General features: G+C 60.0%; 14 protein-coding genes and 1 pseudogene. 6 read left to right on the plus strand and 9 right to left on the minus strand.

All coding sequences use genetic code 11. The features are described from left to right. Positions 1 to 79: 79 nt before the first annotated feature. Complete coding sequence (gene metR, locus ABTV22_RS05350; RefSeq protein WP_433738896.1) at positions 80 to 997, minus strand: transcriptional regulator MetR; 918 nt, start codon at positions 995 to 997, stop codon at positions 80 to 82. A 110-nt stretch (positions 998 to 1,107) separates the two neighbouring features. Between metR and metE the strand changes: the two genes are divergently transcribed. From metE to ABTV22_RS05375, 5 genes are all read left to right on the plus strand, one after another. After that, entirely contained in the window at positions 1,108 to 3,420 is a 2,313-nt protein-coding gene (metE, locus tag ABTV22_RS05355) for a 5-methyltetrahydropteroyltriglutamate--homocysteine S-methyltransferase (protein WP_433738897.1), read from the plus strand. Positions 3,421 to 3,631: 211 nt separating this feature from the next. After that, complete coding sequence (locus ABTV22_RS05360; protein WP_433738898.1) at positions 3,632 to 4,663, plus strand: alpha/beta fold hydrolase; 1,032 nt, start codon at positions 3,632 to 3,634, stop codon at positions 4,661 to 4,663. 156 nt (positions 4,664 to 4,819) lie between these two features. After that, complete coding sequence (locus ABTV22_RS05365) at positions 4,820 to 5,485, plus strand: DsbA family oxidoreductase (protein WP_433738899.1); 666 nt, start codon at positions 4,820 to 4,822, stop codon at positions 5,483 to 5,485. Positions 5,486 to 5,584: 99 nt separating this feature from the next. Then, positions 5,585 to 6,280 (plus strand): hypothetical protein, encoded by a 696-nt coding sequence (locus ABTV22_RS05370; protein WP_433738900.1) that lies wholly within the window; start codon positions 5,585 to 5,587, stop codon positions 6,278 to 6,280. Beyond that, the gene (locus ABTV22_RS05375) at positions 6,277 to 7,182 is read left to right on the plus strand and encodes a hypothetical protein (RefSeq protein ID WP_433738901.1); all 906 of its coding nucleotides are present in this window, start codon (positions 6,277 to 6,279) and stop codon (positions 7,180 to 7,182) included. The genes ABTV22_RS05370 and ABTV22_RS05375 overlap by 4 nt, the downstream gene beginning before the upstream one ends. A 93-nt stretch (positions 7,183 to 7,275) precedes the next feature. Here the strand turns inward: ABTV22_RS05375 and ABTV22_RS05380 are convergent. The 8 genes and pseudogenes from ABTV22_RS05380 to ABTV22_RS05415 all read right to left on the minus strand — a co-directional run bounded on the left by ABTV22_RS05380 (position 7,276) and on the right by ABTV22_RS05415 (position 16,142). Next, positions 7,276 to 7,604, minus strand: a pseudogene (locus tag ABTV22_RS05380) (GlpM family protein). Between the two features lie 8 nt (positions 7,605 to 7,612). Beyond that, entirely contained in the window at positions 7,613 to 8,893 is a 1,281-nt protein-coding gene (locus ABTV22_RS05385) for a sigma-54-dependent transcriptional regulator (RefSeq protein ID WP_433741304.1), read from the minus strand. Positions 8,894 to 8,937: 44 nt separating this feature from the next. Continuing rightward, entirely contained in the window at positions 8,938 to 10,839 is a 1,902-nt protein-coding gene (locus tag ABTV22_RS05390) for a sensor histidine kinase (protein WP_433738902.1), read from the minus strand. Between the two features lie 149 nt (positions 10,840 to 10,988). Next, the gene (locus ABTV22_RS05395) at positions 10,989 to 11,723 is read right to left on the minus strand and encodes an amino acid ABC transporter ATP-binding protein (RefSeq protein WP_433738903.1); all 735 of its coding nucleotides are present in this window, start codon (positions 11,721 to 11,723) and stop codon (positions 10,989 to 10,991) included. Beyond that, positions 11,720 to 12,391 carry an amino acid ABC transporter permease gene (locus tag ABTV22_RS05400; RefSeq protein ID WP_433741306.1) on the minus strand — a complete coding sequence of 224 codons (672 nt, stop codon included), beginning with the start codon at positions 12,389 to 12,391 and terminating at the stop codon, positions 11,720 to 11,722. The genes ABTV22_RS05395 and ABTV22_RS05400 overlap by 4 nt, the downstream gene beginning before the upstream one ends. After that, a complete protein-coding gene (locus ABTV22_RS05405; RefSeq protein WP_433738904.1) occupies positions 12,391 to 13,137 on the minus strand; it encodes an amino acid ABC transporter permease in 747 nt (248 codons plus the stop codon). The genes ABTV22_RS05400 and ABTV22_RS05405 overlap by 1 nt, the downstream gene beginning before the upstream one ends. Positions 13,138 to 13,325: 188 nt before the next feature. After that, on the minus strand, positions 13,326 to 14,240 hold the full coding sequence (locus tag ABTV22_RS05410; protein WP_433738905.1) for a glutamate/aspartate ABC transporter substrate-binding protein: 915 nt from the start codon (positions 14,238 to 14,240) through the stop codon (positions 13,326 to 13,328). Positions 14,241 to 14,516: 276 nt separating this feature from the next. After that, positions 14,517 to 16,142 carry a glucan biosynthesis protein D gene (locus ABTV22_RS05415; RefSeq protein WP_433738906.1) on the minus strand — a complete coding sequence of 542 codons (1,626 nt, stop codon included), beginning with the start codon at positions 16,140 to 16,142 and terminating at the stop codon, positions 14,517 to 14,519. Between the two features lie 414 nt (positions 16,143 to 16,556). Here ABTV22_RS05415 and ABTV22_RS05420 point away from each other — a divergent pair, with 414 nt between their 5' ends. Beyond that, complete coding sequence (locus ABTV22_RS05420; protein ID WP_433738907.1) at positions 16,557 to 16,742, plus strand: hypothetical protein; 186 nt, start codon at positions 16,557 to 16,559, stop codon at positions 16,740 to 16,742. Positions 16,743 to 16,854 lie beyond the last annotated feature (112 nt).

Raw genomic sequence — 16,854 nt, forward strand, 5'->3', positions numbered from 1 at the left:
CGATATGACAGGCGACGATGATGGCGACAATACCGCCGCCTTCGCCAGCAAGCCGGCTCCTACAGGGAGATGTGTGTTTCTAGCGAACCGCGCTGACACCGTCGAGTGTCGAAAACGACGTGTCCTTGGCCGTCAACAGAAAATCGCGCATGTACGGCGCATCCAGCATGTCCGCCCGAATCGCCGCGTACAGCGTCGCAAACAACCCTTTCTCGCCCAAGCGCTTGGCCTTCACGTAACCCCGTGAGCTGTATTCATGCAGCGCCCAATGGGGCATGCCGCACACACCACGTCCGCTGGCCACCAGTTGCATCATCATCACCGTCAGTTCCGAGGTGCGCACCTGCGCCGGTTCGACGTCGGCGGGCTCCAGGAAGCGGGTGAAGATGTCCAGTCGATCGCGTTCCACCGGGTAGGTGATCAGGGTCTCCGTGAGCAAGTCTTCCGGCACGATGTAGGCCTTGCTGGCCAAGCGGTGCTGATTGGCTACCGCGAGCATCGCTTCGTAGGTAAACAGCGGCACATAGGTGATCCCGACCAAGTCCACCGGGTCGGACGTCACCACCAGGTCCAGGTCGCCACGCGCCAGGGCCGGCAGCGGGGCGAAGGAGAAGCCCGAGGCCAGGTCCAACTCGACTTCCGGCCAGGCATCGCGGAACTGGTCGATGGTCGGCATCAGCCACTGGAAGCAACTGTGGCACTCGATGGCCATGTGCAAACGCCCGGCGGTGCCACCGGCCAAACGCGCGATATCACGCTCGGCAGCACGCAACAGCGGCAGGGTGGCGTCGGCCAATTGCAGCAGGCGTAAACCTGCGCTGGTGAAGCGCACCGGTTTGGTCTTGCGCACGAACAGTGGCATCCCCAGCCGTTCTTCAAGCTCCTTGAACTGGTGCGACAGCGCCGACTGGGTCAGGTGCAGGCGGTCGGCGGCATCCACCAGGCTATCGGCTTCGCGCAAGGCGTGCAGGGTCTTGAGGTGACGGAGTTCAAGCACCGGAGGGCTCCATGAGGAAAACTTGTGATCAACACGAAAAGGTTGAGTTTGTCTCATGTTGGGTTGGCTGTCGACAATAGCGCCATCTTTTACACAGGAGCACCTTCAACATGGCCGTGGCACACACCCTGGGTTTCCCGCGCATTGGCGCCGACCGCGAACTGAAAAAGGCCCTGGAATCCTACTGGAAGGGTGATCTGGACCAGGACACGCTGAAAAGCGTTGGCCGCCAATTGCGCGCCACCCACTGGCAATTGCAGAAAGACGCCGGCATCGACCTGCTGCCGGTGGGCGACTTCGCCTGGTACGACCAGGTGTTGACCCATTCCCTGGCCTTCGGCGTGATCCCCGAGCGTTTCGCCAGCACCCAGGACGAACGCGGCTTGCCGACCCTCGACACCTTGTTCGCCATGGCCCGTGGCGCCACGACGTCCTGCTGCGGTGGCGAGCATGGCCAGGCGCAATACGCCCAGGAACTGACCAAATGGTTCGACACCAACTACCACTATCTGGTCCCGGAATTCACCGCTGACCAACAATTCAAGCTGAGCTGGGAACAACTGTTCCATGAAGTCGAAGAAGCCAAGGCCCTGGGCCACAACGTCAAACCGGTGATCATTGGCCCGCTGACCTACCTGTGGCTGGGCAAGGCGAAAGGCAACGACTTCGACAAGCTCGACCTGCTGGAGCGCCTGCTGCCGATCTACGGCGAAATCCTCGGGCGCCTTGCGGCCCAGGGCGTGGAGTGGGTGCAGATCGATGAGCCGATCCTGACCCTCGACTTGCCTCAGGAATGGAAAAACGCCTTCGAACGCGCTTATCACATCCTGCAGTACTCGCCGTTGAAAAAACTCGTGGCGACTTACTTCAGCGGCCTGCAAGACAACCTCGGCCTGGCCGTCGGCCTGCCAGTGCAAGGCCTGCACATCGACGCCGTGCGCGCTCCGGATCAACTGCTGCACGTGCTCGATCGTCTGCCGACCTACAAGATTCTTTCGGTGGGTCTGGTCAATGGCCGTAACGTCTGGCGTTGCGAGTTGGAGCCTGTCCTCGAACAACTGCAATTTGCCCAGGAACGTTTTGGCGATAACCTGTGGGTCGGCAGTTCCTGCTCGCTGCTACACAGCCCGGTGGACCTGGAGCGCGAAGACAAACTCGACCCGGAGCTGAAAAGCTGGCTGGCGTTTGCCGTGCAAAAGTGTGGCGAAATTGCCGTGCTGCGCGATGCCCTTAATGATCCACAAGCGCCGACAGTGCGAGCCGCACTGGCCGAAAGCCGAGCCATCGCCGTCAGCCGTGCCGAATCGCCACGTATCCACAAGGCCGAAGTACAGGCTCGAATCAACGCCATCAAGACAACCGATAGCCAGCGCCATTCGCCGTTCGCCAAACGCATCGAGCAACAGCGCGCACGTCTGAAACTGCCAACGTTCCCGACCACCACCATCGGCTCGTTCCCGCAGACTGGGTCGATTCGCCTGGCGCGCCAGGCCTACAAGCAAGGCAAGCTGTCGGCCAACGATTACAACGACGCCATGCGCCATGAAATCCGCCATGCGGTACAGGTTCAGGAGTGCCTGGGACTGGACGTGCTGGTACACGGTGAAGCCGAGCGCAACGACATGGTCGAGTACTTCGCCGAGCAGCTCGATGGGTATGCCTTCACCCGTTTCGGCTGGGTGCAGAGCTACGGTTCGCGCTGTGTGAAACCGGCGATCATCTACGGCGACCTGAGCCGTCCGAACGCCATGACCGTGGACTGGATCACCTATGCCCAGAGTCAGACCGACAAGGTCATGAAAGGCATGCTCACCGGTCCCGTGACCATGCTGATGTGGTCGTTCCCCCGTGAAGACGTGTCGCGCAAGGTGCAGGCACAGCAATTGGCGCTGGCCCTGCGTGACGAGGTGCTGGACCTGGAAGCCGCCGGCATCAAGATCGTGCAGATCGACGAAGCCGCGTTCCGCGAAGGCCTGCCACTGCGCCGGGAACAATGGAAGGAGTATCTGGACTGGGCGGTGGAAGCCTTCCGCTTGAGCGCCAGCGGCGTGCGTGACGAGACCCAGATCCACACCCACATGTGCTACAGCGAATTCAATGACGTGATCGAAGCCATCGCGGCGATGGATGCCGACGTGATCACCCTCGAAACCTCGCGTTCGGACATGGAATTGCTGGAAGCCTTCAAGGCGTTCGATTACCCGAACGACATCGGTCCGGGCGTCTACGACATCCACTCGCCACGGGTGCCGGACACGGCCGAGATGGTGAAATTGATGAGCAAGGCCGTGCAGCGGATACCGGCCGAGCGCCTGTGGGTCAATCCTGATTGCGGGTTGAAAACCCGGGCGTGGCCGGAGACCGAAGCGGCGTTGGTGAACATGGTGGCGGCGGCGCGGCAGTTGCGCAGTCAATTGGCTTAAGGACGCTATCGCGAGCAGGCTCGCTCCCACAATGGATCGGTGTCGTACTCAACATCTGTGGGAGCGAGCCTGCTCGCGAAGAACGATAACGCGGTCTTGAAAATGACCGCTCGGCACTCTTCATCAAACTGTCATGGAACTGTGGCAGCGCGCTTGAACAAACATCATCAGACTCGCGCTCTACTGGGGTTCTGCGTTTTGGTGTTTTTTCATGCGTGCTTTGTTTTTATCGGCGGCCATTTTTCTGGCCTCATTGTTCAGCCTGCCCTCGATGGCAGCGTCCCGTTGCGATGTGAATGTTCCGACCGAACACGTCGATCTGGCGCAGGTGAGCCTGGCGTACCAGAGCATTGGCCGTGCCTCGGACCCGGCGTTGCTGCTGGTGATGGGCTTGGGCGGACAGTTGATTCACTGGCCTGACGAGGTGGTCGTCGCGTTGTGTCAGCAAGGGTTCCGGGTGATTCGCTATGACAATCGCGATGTCGGTTTGTCGACCTGGCGGCAGGCACCTGCCGAGGCCAACCTGGCGTTTGAAGTGTTGCGCTACAAGCTGGGATTGCCAGTGTCGGCGCCGTACTCGCTGACTGATATGGCGGACGATGGCCTGGGTTTGATGGACGCTTTGCACATTGAGCAGTTCCACGTGTTGGGCGCAAGCATGGGCGGGATGATCGCGCAGCACATGGCGGCCATGGCGCCACAGCGGGTCGAGAGCCTGACCCTGATCATGACAAGCTCAGGCGCCGAAGGCTTGCCAGCACCGAGTGCGGCGCTGGTGCAATTGCTCTCCCGCCGTGGCGCGCCCAGTCGTGAAGTGGCGTTGGAGCAGCAAGCCGATCTGCTGGCTGCACTGGGCAGCCCGACAGTCATCGATGATCGACAGGCATTGCTGCATCAGGCGGCGCTGTCCTATGACCGCGCGTTCAATCCAGAAGGCGTGAAGCGCCAGATCATGGCGATCCTCGCCGAGCCGAGCCGTGTGGCGCTGCTCAATCAATTGCGGGTGCCGGCACTGGTAGTCCATGGCACGGCCGATCCGCTGCTACCGGTGATGCACGGCGTTCATCTGGCGGCGCATTTGCGTGGCAGTCAGTTGAAGCTGATTCCGGGCTTGGCCCATCGTTTTCAGGAAGCGTTCAAGGCGCCGTTGCTGGCAGCGGTGTTGCCGTACTTACGGGCTCATCGTGAAGACACCTCGCACTGGGCGCAGATCGACCCTGTAACTGAACCAAACCTCCTGTAACCACCGCGCCCTCTGTAGGAGCTGCCGAAGGCTGCGATCTTTTGATTTGCAGGACCAAGATCAAAAGATCGCAGCCTGCGGCAGCTCCTACACAAAATCGATGTAGGCGGGTGTATCGTCGAACTTTCCCATGCGATACAGCCAGCGAGGTGCGCAATGAGTGCTCCATTGAAAATCGATTTCGTCAGCGATGTGTCTTGCCCCTGGTGCGTCGTCGGTTTGTACGGCCTGACCCGGGCCCTGGACATTCTGCGTGATGAAGTGCGTGCCGAGATCCATTTCCAGCCCTTCGAGTTGAATCCGAAAATGGGACCCGAAGGACAGAACATCACCGAGCACATCACCGAGAAATACGGCTCGACGCCGGAGCAGTCGCAAAAAAATCGCGAGATGATCCGTGCCCGTGGCGCCGAGCTCGGTTTTGCATTTCGTACCGATGACAACAGCCGCATCTACAACACCTTCGATGCCCACCGCTTGTTGCATTGGGCGGAATTGGAAGGGCGGCAGCTGCCGCTCAAGGAAGCCTTGTTCAAGGCGTACTTCACTGACAGCGGCAACCCCTCCGACCCTGCTCAACTGGCGCAGATCGCGCAAGGCGTCGGGCTGGATCGACTACGAGCCGAAGCGATACTGGCGTCGGATGAGTTCGCCACAGAAGTTCGTCAGGAAGAACAGCTGTGGCTGTCACGCGGCGTCAGTTCGGTGCCGACCGTGGTTTTCAACGGCCAATACGCCGTTACGGGTGGGCAACCGGTAGAGGCTTTTGTCGCAGCGATTCGCCAAATCATGAGCGAAGCGAAGGGGGGAACGATCAGGTGACAGTTTGCTGTCGTCAAAAAGATATCAATGTGCCACTATTGTTGGGGTCGTTGCTGCCGATGAAGGCAGTGATGTTTTTCAATCATAGGGACTTGATCCATGACTTTCCGCGCTTTACGCACCTGGGCGGTGCTGACTCTGCTTGCCTGCCTCACACTCACCGGCTGCGCCAACGTTCAACCTCCTGTGCCGCTGGACCATCAATTCTGGGATGCCAAGGAGCCGACCATTGGCGTGGCCATCACCGTCGTACCGCCACCGGTGCTGGCACTGACCGGCAATCAGGGCATTCTCGATTACGCCATCAACTCGGGCGTCAACAGCAAGCTCAGTGACAACGTCAAAACCTGGCAGGTGCGGGATTTCGAGACCTTGCCGGAGGTGATTGTCGCCAAGTTGCAGGCCAAGGGCTACAAAGCCAAGCGCATCGACGAAAAGGTCGACCTCGCGACGTATAAAGAAATCAAGTTCCGCGAAGGCTACACCACCAAGGACCTGACCCCGATCAAGGCCAAGTATGGCGTCGATCGCCTGCTGCTGGTGTATGTCACCGGTACCGGCGCGACCCGCAGCTACTACAGCATCGTGCCGACCAGTGCACCGATGGCTCAGGTGGGCGGTCAGGGCATGGTGGTGGATCTGGCGGACAATAAATTGCTGTGGTTCAAGCCATTTGTCGTGACCCAGGCCGCTCAGGGCGAGTGGGACGAGCCGACCTACAGCAACCTGTCCAATGCCTTCTACCAGGCCGTGGATAACAGCCGCCAGCAAATGATCACCCCGTTCGCGCAATGAAACGTCGAGCCGTAGCGACAGCTGTGCTACTGCTGACGCTGGCTGGCTGCGCACAGAAACCGGCTCCCGAGGCCGGTTTCAAGGACCAGACGGCTTTGAGCTATGTTCAGAAACACGGGCTCAAAGTCGATGTGCAGCTACCACAAGTGTTTGTCGGTGCCAGCACCGTGATCGATTCCGAGGGGGCCCTCAAAGCCGCTTCATCGAGTTACAACCTGGTATCCAGTTCGGGGCAAAGCGCCGGGCTGGCCGGGATCATGGTGGCCAGCCTGGTCAATACGCAGATGGGCAGTGGCAGCTTGCAACGCGATGCGGAAAAAGCCGCGCTCAAGGACTCGCGACCGATGGCTGATCTGCTCGCCGGGGTGCCGTTGCAGGAGCGTCTGCAACAGCGTTTTCAGGATGCGTCGAAAGGGGCCGGGTTCAAGCAGGGCGAGGGGCAGGTGACGGCTCGCCTGATGATCGAGCCCAAACTGATGCTGACCGCCGATCGTGGCAGTTTTATCCTGGTCAATCGAGTGCAGGTGCAGGACATTGCCGGTTCGCCGCTATACCGCATGCGCATCGAGGTGGCCAGCCAGCCGATTCGCCAATGCGGTAAGCAGTGCATCGACGATGGCAGTCTTGACCTGGCGAAAGTCACCGCTGCGCTCGATGAATGCATCGACGAATCCATGCAGGTATTGGCCACCGACCTGATGCAGCCCCCCGCGCCTGCGGCCGCCCAGGAAACCTTGCGTTATGTGCTGGATGGCCAGCGGGTAGTCGAACGCGGTTATCAGTTGGCCAACAACGGTAGCTACTGGCGCTATCGCAACCTCTTTGGCGCGGTGAAGTCGGTGCCGGTGCCGTTTGAGGATGCGATGACCCAGGTGCAGTTGCAGCAGGTTTACGCGCACTGACTCTGTAGGAGCTGCCGAAGGCTGCGATCTTTTGATTGTGTTTTTAAAAATCAAGATCAAAAGATCGCAGCCTTCGGCAGCTCCTACAGGGTATCAGGCGTGAATGCGGACCCAGATCGAAACCAGCACGTCGCCGCCATCAACCAGGCCACCGCCGCCACGGCGAGTGAAGCTTCCAGCCGCATCCGGTCGACCATCACATACAAGGTCGCCAGGTAGACGAAATACGGAATGATCGACCACATGCCAAACACGATGGTGGTCTTCAGGTCGTCAATCGAACGGCCTTTGCCGACGATGTAATGGGCGATCAGCGCAAAGGTGGGAAACAGTGGTACTAGCCCTGCGATGTAATAATTTTTGGTCTTGGCCAGGGCGGCGAGGATCACCACCACCGCCGCGCCCAGGGTTGCCTTGAGAATCAGGTCCATCAGTGGTTAAGCCCGTACTTCTTCACTTTGTCGAATAGGGTGGTCTTGGCCATGCCCAGTTCCTGGCTGGCTTGGGTCAGGTTGCCGCCGCTGCGTTGCAGGGCATCGTTGAGCAGATTGCGTTCGAAGGCTTCCACCGCCTCGGCGAAGGCCAGGCCTTGGGTATTACCGCCCGCGCCAGGTTTTTTGAACGCCGGAAGACCGAGGGCAAAACGTTCGGCGACGTTGCGCAGCTCGCGAACGTTGCCCGGCCAGTCGTGGCTCATCAAGTGCGACAGGGTCTGGTTGTCCAGTTCCGGCGCGGTGCGGTCGAAGCGCAGGGACGACTGCTGCAGGAAATATTCGAACAGTTGCAGGATGTCCTCGCGGCGTTCGCGCAGCGGCGGCAGCTCCAGGGTGACCACGTTGAGGCGGTAGTACAGGTCGCTACGGAATTCGCCGGCCTTGCTCGACTCGTCGAGGTCGGACTTGGTCGCGGCGATCACCCGGCAATCCACCGCCACGCTCTGGTTGGACCCCAGGCGCTCGAGGGTGCGTTCCTGCAACACTCGCAGCAGTTTGATCTGCAAGGGCAGGGGCATGCTTTCCACTTCATCGAGGAACAGTGTGCCACCGTCGGCGTGTTCGATCTTGCCGATGCGCCGTTTGCCGGCGCCGGTGAAGGCATTGGCTTCATGGCCGAAGATTTCGCTCTCGAACAGGTTCTCCGGCAGGCCGCCGCAGTTGAGCGCCACGAATGGCCGCGTGTGCCGGCGACTGAAGTCATGCAGGCACCGCGCGACCAGTTCCTTGCCGGTGCCGGTTTCGCCTTCGATCAACACGTTGGCCGAAGTGTCCGCGACGTTTGCGATCAGTTCGCGCAAGTGCTGCATGGCCGGCGAGCGGCCGATGATCCGGCCTTCGAGGGAGTCCCGTTCCGCCAGTTGCCGGCGCAGCGACACGACTTCCCGCGCCAGGCTGCGTTGTTCCAGGGCTCGGCGGGCAACGTCCACCAGGCGTTCCGGCGAGAAGGGTTTCTCCATGAAGTCATAGGCGCCTTTCTGCATCGCGCCAACGGCCATGGAAATGTCGCCGTGACCGGTGATCAGCACCACCGGCAGGCTGCGGTCGCGGGCCTTGAGCCGGGTCAGCAGCTCCAGGCCATCGATGCCCGGCAGGCGAATGTCGCTGATGACGATGCCGGCAAAGTTGTCGCCAACACGCTCCAGGGCCTCTTCGGCACTGCCCACCCCCACACAGGGAATGTCTTCCAGGGACAGCGCCTGCTGGCAGCCGAGCAGCACATGGGGGTCGTCTTCGACGATCAATACACTAAGGTCGTTGTTCATACGGGCTCGGCGGGAGTGGGGCTTACCAACGGTAAACTGAGGACGAACGCGGTGCCACCGCTGACCGGGTGCTCGACACCCAGGTGACCACCGGTGGCGGCGGCCAGGCTCGCGGAGAGGGTCAGGCCCAGACCCAGGCCCTGTTCACCGGGTTTGGTGGTGAAGAACGGTTCGAACAGGTGCTTGCGCGCTTCGGCGTCGATGCCATGGCCGTTGTCCCGAACGCGCAGCCGGTACTTGCCATCGGCGGTGTCGCCTTCGAGCCATAATGCCGGCTGTGGCTGCGCCTGCATGGCATCGAGGGCATTGCCGATGAGGTTGACCAGAATCTGCTCCAGGCGGGTCTGGTCGATCTGCACCTGCACCGCCTCGAAGTCGCGATGCAGTTGCAACCGGGCGTTTTCCACGCGGGCACCGAGTAACTGCAAGGCGGCGTCCACGGCCTTGCCAAGGCAGGCCTGGCCCTTGTCGTCACCGCGTCGGGCGAATGAACGCAGGCTGGCGGTAATCCGGCCCATTCGGTCGATCAATTCGTTGATGGTCTTGAGATTGGTGCTGGCCACGTCCAGTTGACCGCGCTCCAGGAAGCGCACCGTGTTGCCGGACAAGGTGCGTAGCGCGGCCAGCGGCTGGTTCAGTTCGTGGGCGATGCTGGTGGACATCTGGCCGATGGCCGCGAGTTTCCCGGCCTGTACCAGTTCATCCTGAGCACGGCGCAAGGTCTCTTCGGCGTGACGCCTTTCGCGGATCTGACCCTTGAGCCGTTCGTTGCTGGCGCGCAGATCGACGGTGCGTTCGGTAATCCGACGCTCCAGTTGATTGTTGGCTTCCTGCAAGGCTTCCCGGGCGGCGAGGCGGGTGGCGATCACCTTGCGTCGCTCGTTCCAGGCAATCAGCAGGAACGCCACGAGGCCAAAGGCTACCGCCACCAGAATCCCCTGATTGATCGCTTCGCGGCGCAGATCCTGCAGCGGCGTCAGCAGGGTGAAATTCCACGGTGTGTCGCTCAAGGGACGGGTCTGCGACAGATAACTGATGTTTTCTTCGTCGGAGACCAGTTCACTGTTGGCTGGAAAGGTCAGTTTTTCCACGCCTTCGGACAGGGTCTCTCGGGCCAGCGGTTGCAATTCGTTGAGTGGGAACCAGTAATACTGCAGGCTGCGGGCCAGTTTTTCCTTGGTCTGCTCACTCAGTGGCACCACGGATTTCAGGCGTCGCGAAGGGTCGCTGGACAGAATGATGATGCCGTTTTCGTCGCTGACGAAGGCCTCCAGGCGCGCCCGCTGCCAGCGCTCCTCCATGGCTTCGAGGCGGACCTTGACCACCGCGACGCCGATGATCTTGCCGTGTTCCTCCAGGCCATGGGCCAAGTAGTAACCGGGTTCGCCGTTGGTACTGCCGATGCCATAGAACCGCCCCGGTTGGCCGCGCACGGCGTTCTGGAAATAGGCGCGGAAGGACAGGTCCTCGCCCAGGTAACTGTCGACATCGCGCCAGTTGCTGGTGGCCATGACGCGACCGGTGGTGTCCATCACGTAAATGGCCCGACTGCGGCTGCGCCGGTTCAGGCCTTCAAGGTAATCGTTGACCGTTTTCCGGTGCTCCGGTGTCGGGTCGGCCAGCAGCTGTGAAACACTGGTTTCCAGTTCCAGCAGGCTGGGCAGGTAGGTGTACTTGCTGATTTCGCTCTCGACGGCGCGGGCGTGCAGTTCCAGCTGGCGCTGGCCGCTCTCGCTCAGGCTGCGGATACCGTAGTGTTCACTGACCCAGAAGCCGATGTAACCCAATCCGATCATCAACGCGATGATCAGCGGCGGCAGGAATAGATGGCGAATCAGACGGGGTTTCACGGCGAGTGATGGCGATGTGTCGCGATAGGAATTGGGGTCGCATTTCATCACAGATGCCTTGGGTCAACCACAACACAAATCTCAAGTCTTGCAGTGCTTCCTGTAGGAGCCGGCTTGCTGGCGAAGCGATCTGACAGGCAGACCGCGTTGTCTGGATCGCCAGCAAGCCGGCTCCTACGAGGGGAGCGGTGTCTTTCTTAGTGCTGCAGTATCTTGTTGAGGAAGTGCTGTGTACGCTCGGCCCGGGCGTTGATGTCGCCGAAGAACTCCTCTTTCTTGCAGTCTTCGATGATCTTGCCGGCGTCCATGAAGATCACGCGGTCGGCCACTTTACGGGCGAAGCCCATTTCGTGGGTCACGCACATCATGGTCATGCCTTCGTGGGCCAGCTGCACCATCACGTCGAGCACTTCGTTGACCATCTCCGGGTCCAGCGCCGAGGTCGGTTCGTCGAACAGCATGACGATCGGGTCCATTGCGAGCGCGCGGGCAATCGCCACGCGCTGCTGCTGGCCGCCGGACAGTTGGCCAGGGTGCTTGTGGGCGTGGGCCGAGAGACCGACGCGCTCGAGCAGTTGCAGGCCTTTCTTGGTGGCTTCTGCCTTGCTGCGACCCAGTACCTTGATCTGCGCGATGGTCAGGTTTTCGGTGATGGACAGGTGCGGGAACAGTTCGAAATGCTGGAACACCATGCCCACGCGGGAACGCAGTTTCGGCAGGTCGGTCTTCGGGTCGGCGATGGACGTGCCATCGACCACGATGTCGCCTTTCTGGAACGGTTCCAGAGCGTTGACGCACTTGATCAGGGTCGATTTGCCGGAGCCGGACGGTCCGCACACCACGATCACTTCACCTTTTTTGACCTCGGTGCTGCAATCAGTCAGCACCTGGAAGTCCCCATACCACTTGTTGATGTTTTTGATAGAGATCATACGGCGAACCTTTTTTGCAGACGCTTGACCAGCTGCGAGGCGGCAAAGCTGATGATGAAGTACACGAGACCTGCGAAGATCAGGAACTCATTGGAGCGGCCAATGATGTCGCCACTGGCGCGCGAAGCGTTGAGGAAGTCCACCAGACCGACGGCGTACACCAGCGAAGTGTCCTGGAACAGGATGATGCTCTGTTGCAGCAGCAGTGGCGTCATCTTGCGGAACGCTTGGGGCAGGATGATCAGGCGCATCATCTGGCCGTAGGTCATGCCCAGCGCCTTTGCCGCGCCCATTTGCCCCTTGGGAATCGACTGCACGCCAGCCCGGACGATTTCGCAGAAGTACGCCGCTTCGAACATCATGAATGCCACGATGCACGAGGTGAACGCACCGATCGGGGTGTCTTCGCCGGTGATCCAGCGCAGCACGAACGGTACCGCCAGGTAGAACCAGGTGATGACCAGCAGCAGTGGAATCGAACGGAAGTAGTTAACGTAGGCGCCGGCCAGGTTCGACAGCAGTTTGTTGTGGGACAGACGGCACAGTGCCAGGATGGTGCCGAGGATGATCCCACCGACCACACCCATAGCCATCAACTTGAGGGTCATGACCATGCCGTTCCAAAGACCCGGCAGGGACGGGACGATGCCCGAGAAATCGAATTCCATCATTTACCCCCTACGGAAATCAGGCCCGGTACCGCGACCTTCTTCTCGACCATGCGCATCAGCAACATCAGGCTCATGTTCAGGGTGAAGTAGATCAGCGTGGCCAGGGTGAACGCTTCGAACAGGTTGGCCGAGAACTCGGCGGTCTGTTTGGTCTGCGCAAGCAGCTCCATCAGGCCGATCAGCGAGGCCACGGACGAGTTCTTGAAGACGTTGAGGAATTCCGAGGTGAGCGGCGGAATGATGATCCGGTAGGCCTGGGGCAGCAGCACGTTCCAGTAGATCTGCGGCAGCTTGAAGCCCATGGCGCGGGCAGCGGATTCCTGGCCTTTGGGCAGCGCCTGGATACCGGTGCGCACTTGTTCGCAAACCCGGGCGGTGGTGAACAGGCCCAGGCACACGACGACGCTGATGAAGGCCGAGGTGGTCGGGTGCAGGTCCTGCTTGAACCACTCTTGCAGGTTCTCGGGCAGCAGGTCGGGCACCAGGAAGTACCAGATGAACAGCTGAACCAGCAGCGGCACGTTACGAAAGAGTTCGACGTAGCAGGTGGCGATGCCCGATACGAGGCGGTTCGGCACGGTACGCATGACGCCCAGGATCGAGCCCAGTGTCAGGGCGATGATCCAGGCCGCGACGGCGATGGCAATGGTCCAGCCAAGTCCCGAGATGTACCAGTCGAGATACGTCTCGCTGCCCACGCCGGTGGACTTGAAGAACACGCCCCAGTCCCAGTTGTAATTCATTAGGGTCTCCCCTTGAGATCAATCGATGTACCCGCTTGGGGGAAGCTCCGTTCCCGCCCGATCTGGTGATCGGGCACACGCCACCGGCTCGACAGCCACCGGTTCGAGTGTTTCCAAAAAATGCCAGCAGGGAATGACAACCTCCCAAGAGGGCGGTGGCCCTCTCAGGAGATAAGGTTAGTCAGAAATCAGGATTTCTTGTCGTCAGCCGCTTTATCGGTCGGCGTGGCGATCAGGGCCTTGAGCTCGTTGCTCATCGGGAATTGCAGGTTTACGCCTTTAGGCGGGACAGGCTGCTGGAACCATTTGTCGTAGATCTTGTTGATCTCGCCCGATGCGTAGGTGGCCTTGATGGCGTCATCCACGACCTTCTTGAATGCCTCATCGCCCTTGCGAACCATGCAGCCGTAGATTTCGTAGGACTGTGGAGTGCCGGTCACGGCCCAGTCGGACGGCTTCTTGGCCTTGGCCATTTCGCCAGCGAGCAATACGTCGTCCATCATGAACGCTACTGCACGGCCGCTCTCCAGCATCTGGAAGGATTCGCCGTGGTCTTTGGCGGAGATGACGTTCATGCCCATCTGCTTGTCGGCGTTCATCGCCTTGAGGATGCGCTCGGACGTGGTGCCTGCGGTGGTCACGACGTTCTTGCCTTTGAGGTCGTCGAAATCCTTGTAGGCGGAGTCTTTCTTGGCCAGCAGGCGGGTGCCGACTTCGAAGATACCGACGGAGAAGTCAACCTGTTGCTGACGTTCGACGTTGTTGGTGGTGGAACCACATTCCAGGTCCACAGTGCCGTTCTGCACCAGTGGGATACGGGTCTGCGAGGTCACCAGGTTGTACTTGACCTGAAGGTTTGGCAGGTCCAGGTCCTTTTTCAGGGCCTCGACGACTTTCAGTTGCAGGTCGTGGGAGTAGCCCATCGGTTTGCCGGACGCATCCGCGATGTAGGAGAAAGGAATGGAAGCGTCACGGTGGCCCAGGGTGATAACGCCGGACTCTTTGATCTTCTTAAGGGTGCCGGTGAGTTCGGCTGCGAAAACTGGTGTGCTGATCAGAGCGGCAGCAATGGCTGCGCCCAGGATATGGGGAACGATGCGCATCAAATTTTCCTCGACATTGTTTTTTTTATGGAGCCAGTTCATCGGCCCTTTTGTGCTTCGAATGCCTGACGGCTCCTGAAGTGTTGGCGCAACAGGCATTCGTCGAAGAAGTGTAGAGCATGACCCGTGCCAGGCCAGGATGAACGGATCAACTTATTGATTTATAAGGCAAATAAATATTTGTGGCGGAGTTTTTAACGCGAAAAAATCCGGTTTACCGAACCGACCGATAGGTCGCGTTCGGAAAACCGAATGGCAGCGGGGCGCAACCGCGAATCAGGTGTATTTGCGCTTGTCCGGTGCCGGCGGGAAGTACTGGTACAACCAGGTTTCACTCAGCGTGCGTTCATTGGTGCGGATGAAAAGTCGCAGCTCGACCGGGTCCACGCTGTCATTGGTCGGGTACCAGTCGAACAGGATCCGGTAGCCCTTGATGTCATCGAGCACCAGCACGCTGAAGTCCTTCACCTCGCCATTGGAGCAGGTGACCACCGGTTCGATTCCGGTGCCCTGCGGCAGGCGATCCAGGCCTCCTCCGGTGAAGTCCACGGCAAATCGGCGTGCCCAGACTGGCGGGTAGTGTTCGCCCGGCGCCCAGCCCTCGGTGAAACCGCCCATCCCGGAACGAGTGGCATGTACCCGAGCCAAAGGCGTGCCGACGGGTGGCAAGGCGCTCCAGTAGAGCTTGTAGCCGTAGTTCAGCGAGTCGCCGGCGGCCACTGGTTTTTTCGGGGTCCAGAAGGCGACGATGTTGTCCATGGTTTCGCCGGTGGTGGGGATTTCCAGCAGGTCGACCGAGCCTTCGCCCCACTGGGTGGTCGGTTCGACCCACAGGCTCGGGCGACGGCTGTACCAGTCGACGGTGTCCTGATAGCTGGCGAACTCGTGGTCGGTCTGCACCAGGCCGAAGCCTTTCGGATTGTTGTCGGCGAAGGCATTGAATTGCAGGGTGGCCGGGTTGTTCAGCGGGCGGCAGATCCACTCGCCGTTGCCGCGCCACATGGCCAGGCGATCCGAGTCATGGATTTGCGGGTGGATGGTGTCGCACATCCGGCGCTCATGGGTGCCGCAGCTGAACATGCTGGTCATTGGTGCGATGCCCAGTTGATCGATGGCGGTGCGGGCGTTGACGTGGGCGTCGACTTCCATCACCACGCGCTCGGCCTGGCAGTCGATGTCGAAGCGGTAGGCGCCGGTCGCGCTCGGGGAGTCAAGCAGGGCATAGACCACGAAGCGAGTACTGTCCTTGTCTGGGGTCTCGAACCAGAACTTGGTGAAGTCGGGAAACTCTTCGCGCTTTTTCGCGTAGGTGTCGATGGCCAGGCCGCGAGCCGAGAGGCCATATTGGCCAGTGGCATCTACCGCACGGAAATAGCTGGCGCCGAGGAAAGACACCACGTCGTGCTTGTCCAGCTCTGGCGCCTTGAACAGTTTGAACCCGGAAAAACCCAGGTCGCCGGTGAGCTGTTTGGTCTCCACCGTGGTGTTTTCATAGTTGAACAACGACGGGCGGAAATGCACCTCGCGGGCCATGCGGGTCGCCGGGTCGACGCTGTACATGCGCACCGGCTGCTTGAAGCCCATGCCGACGTGGAAAAACTGCACGTCCAACTGGCCCTTGTTGTCTTTCCACAGCGAATGATCGGCGTCGTAACGGATGGCGTTGAAATTCTGCGGGGTCATGGTTGCCAGGGTGGGCGGCAACACTTGCTTGGTGTCCTGATAACGGTTGCTGGCGAGTTGCTTGGCCTGGATCTTAAGTGCTTCGAAGTCGAAGGCCTTGGCCTCACCATCGGCGGTCCCTGGGGCGGCCCAGGCACGGGCGGCGAGCAGGCCGGTGGCGGACAAACCGGTGTAGGCCGCAATGGCCATGGAGGCTTTGAGCAAATTCCTGCGGTGCATAAATTCAACCTGTCGTGAACAATCCCGCGCCGTTCCTGGCACGCTCTGGATCTGAAAAAACGGTTCGGACATGCCTTCGGCCAAACGCAACGGACTTTAAACAGATGCCCGATAGCATAAACCGTTCGATCGAAGGGCAAAATTGATTGATGGCACGACGCTGGCGGGGAGTGAAACAAGACATGTCGGGAAACATTTCCGACAGCGGTTTCTGATTTACAGGGCATTTCTGCTTTTTTTGACTAATTACTCTAAAAACAGCTTTTCAGCGCCGGGAATATTTCTATTCTGTGCTCATGACCGGTTTATGCCCTTCGGGCCGGTGCGGTTCAGTGGCCATGAGGTGCTGCCGAAAAAGGGATGAGGGCGATGCGGTTTCTGAAGTTTTCTTTGACGTAGAGAAGGACATCGTCCATGTCGAAAGTACAAGGCATCACCGAAATACTGGGTATCTTTCCGTGCCTGAGCAGTGGCCGGCGAAGACGTCGTCTCAACAGCGAGGAAATGAAACTGGTGGAGCGCTATCGGGAGCTGTCGGAGAGCGACCGGATCGCGATGCGGTATCTGGTGGATGCGATGCGCAGTGTTTCGCGGTTTTGAGTGAACCTCTGTAGGAGCGAGCATGCTCGCGATGGTCGTCAACGATGACGCGTACTTTCTGGATGTACGCGGCGTTCTTGAATCCATCGCGAGCATGCTCGCTCCTACAGGG

This window comes from Pseudomonas putida, assembly GCF_050990305.1.
GTDB lineage: Bacteria > Pseudomonadota > Gammaproteobacteria > Pseudomonadales > Pseudomonadaceae > Aquipseudomonas > Aquipseudomonas putida_AH.

Bases quoted from the DNA above. Each gene is read 5' to 3' on its own strand.
- ABTV22_RS05365 (WP_433738899.1), top strand. From the start codon at position 4,820: ATGAGTGCTCCATTGAAAATCGATTTCGTCAGCGATGTGTCTTGCCCC.
- ABTV22_RS05410 (WP_433738905.1), bottom strand. From the start codon at position 14,240: ATGCGCATCGTTCCCCATATCCTGGGCGCAGCCATTGCTGCCGCTCTG.
- ABTV22_RS05420 (WP_433738907.1), top strand. From the start codon at position 16,557: ATGTCGAAAGTACAAGGCATCACCGAAATACTGGGTATCTTTCCGTGC.
- ABTV22_RS05400 (WP_433741306.1), bottom strand. From the start codon at position 12,391: ATGGAATTCGATTTCTCGGGCATCGTCCCGTCCCTGCCGGGTCTTTGG.
- ABTV22_RS05370 (WP_433738900.1), top strand. From the start codon at position 5,585: ATGACTTTCCGCGCTTTACGCACCTGGGCGGTGCTGACTCTGCTTGCC.
- ABTV22_RS05405 (WP_433738904.1), bottom strand. From the start codon at position 13,137: ATGAATTACAACTGGGACTGGGGCGTGTTCTTCAAGTCCACCGGCGTG.
- metE (WP_433738897.1), top strand. From the start codon at position 1,108: ATGGCCGTGGCACACACCCTGGGTTTCCCGCGCATTGGCGCCGACCGC.
- ABTV22_RS05415 (WP_433738906.1), bottom strand. From the start codon at position 16,142: ATGCACCGCAGGAATTTGCTCAAAGCCTCCATGGCCATTGCGGCCTAC.
- ABTV22_RS05375 (WP_433738901.1), top strand. From the start codon at position 6,277: ATGAAACGTCGAGCCGTAGCGACAGCTGTGCTACTGCTGACGCTGGCT.
- ABTV22_RS05395 (WP_433738903.1), bottom strand. From the start codon at position 11,723: ATGATCTCTATCAAAAACATCAACAAGTGGTATGGGGACTTCCAGGTG.
- ABTV22_RS05360 (WP_433738898.1), top strand. From the start codon at position 3,632: ATGCGTGCTTTGTTTTTATCGGCGGCCATTTTTCTGGCCTCATTGTTC.
- ABTV22_RS05390 (WP_433738902.1), bottom strand. From the start codon at position 10,839: ATGAAATGCGACCCCAATTCCTATCGCGACACATCGCCATCACTCGCC.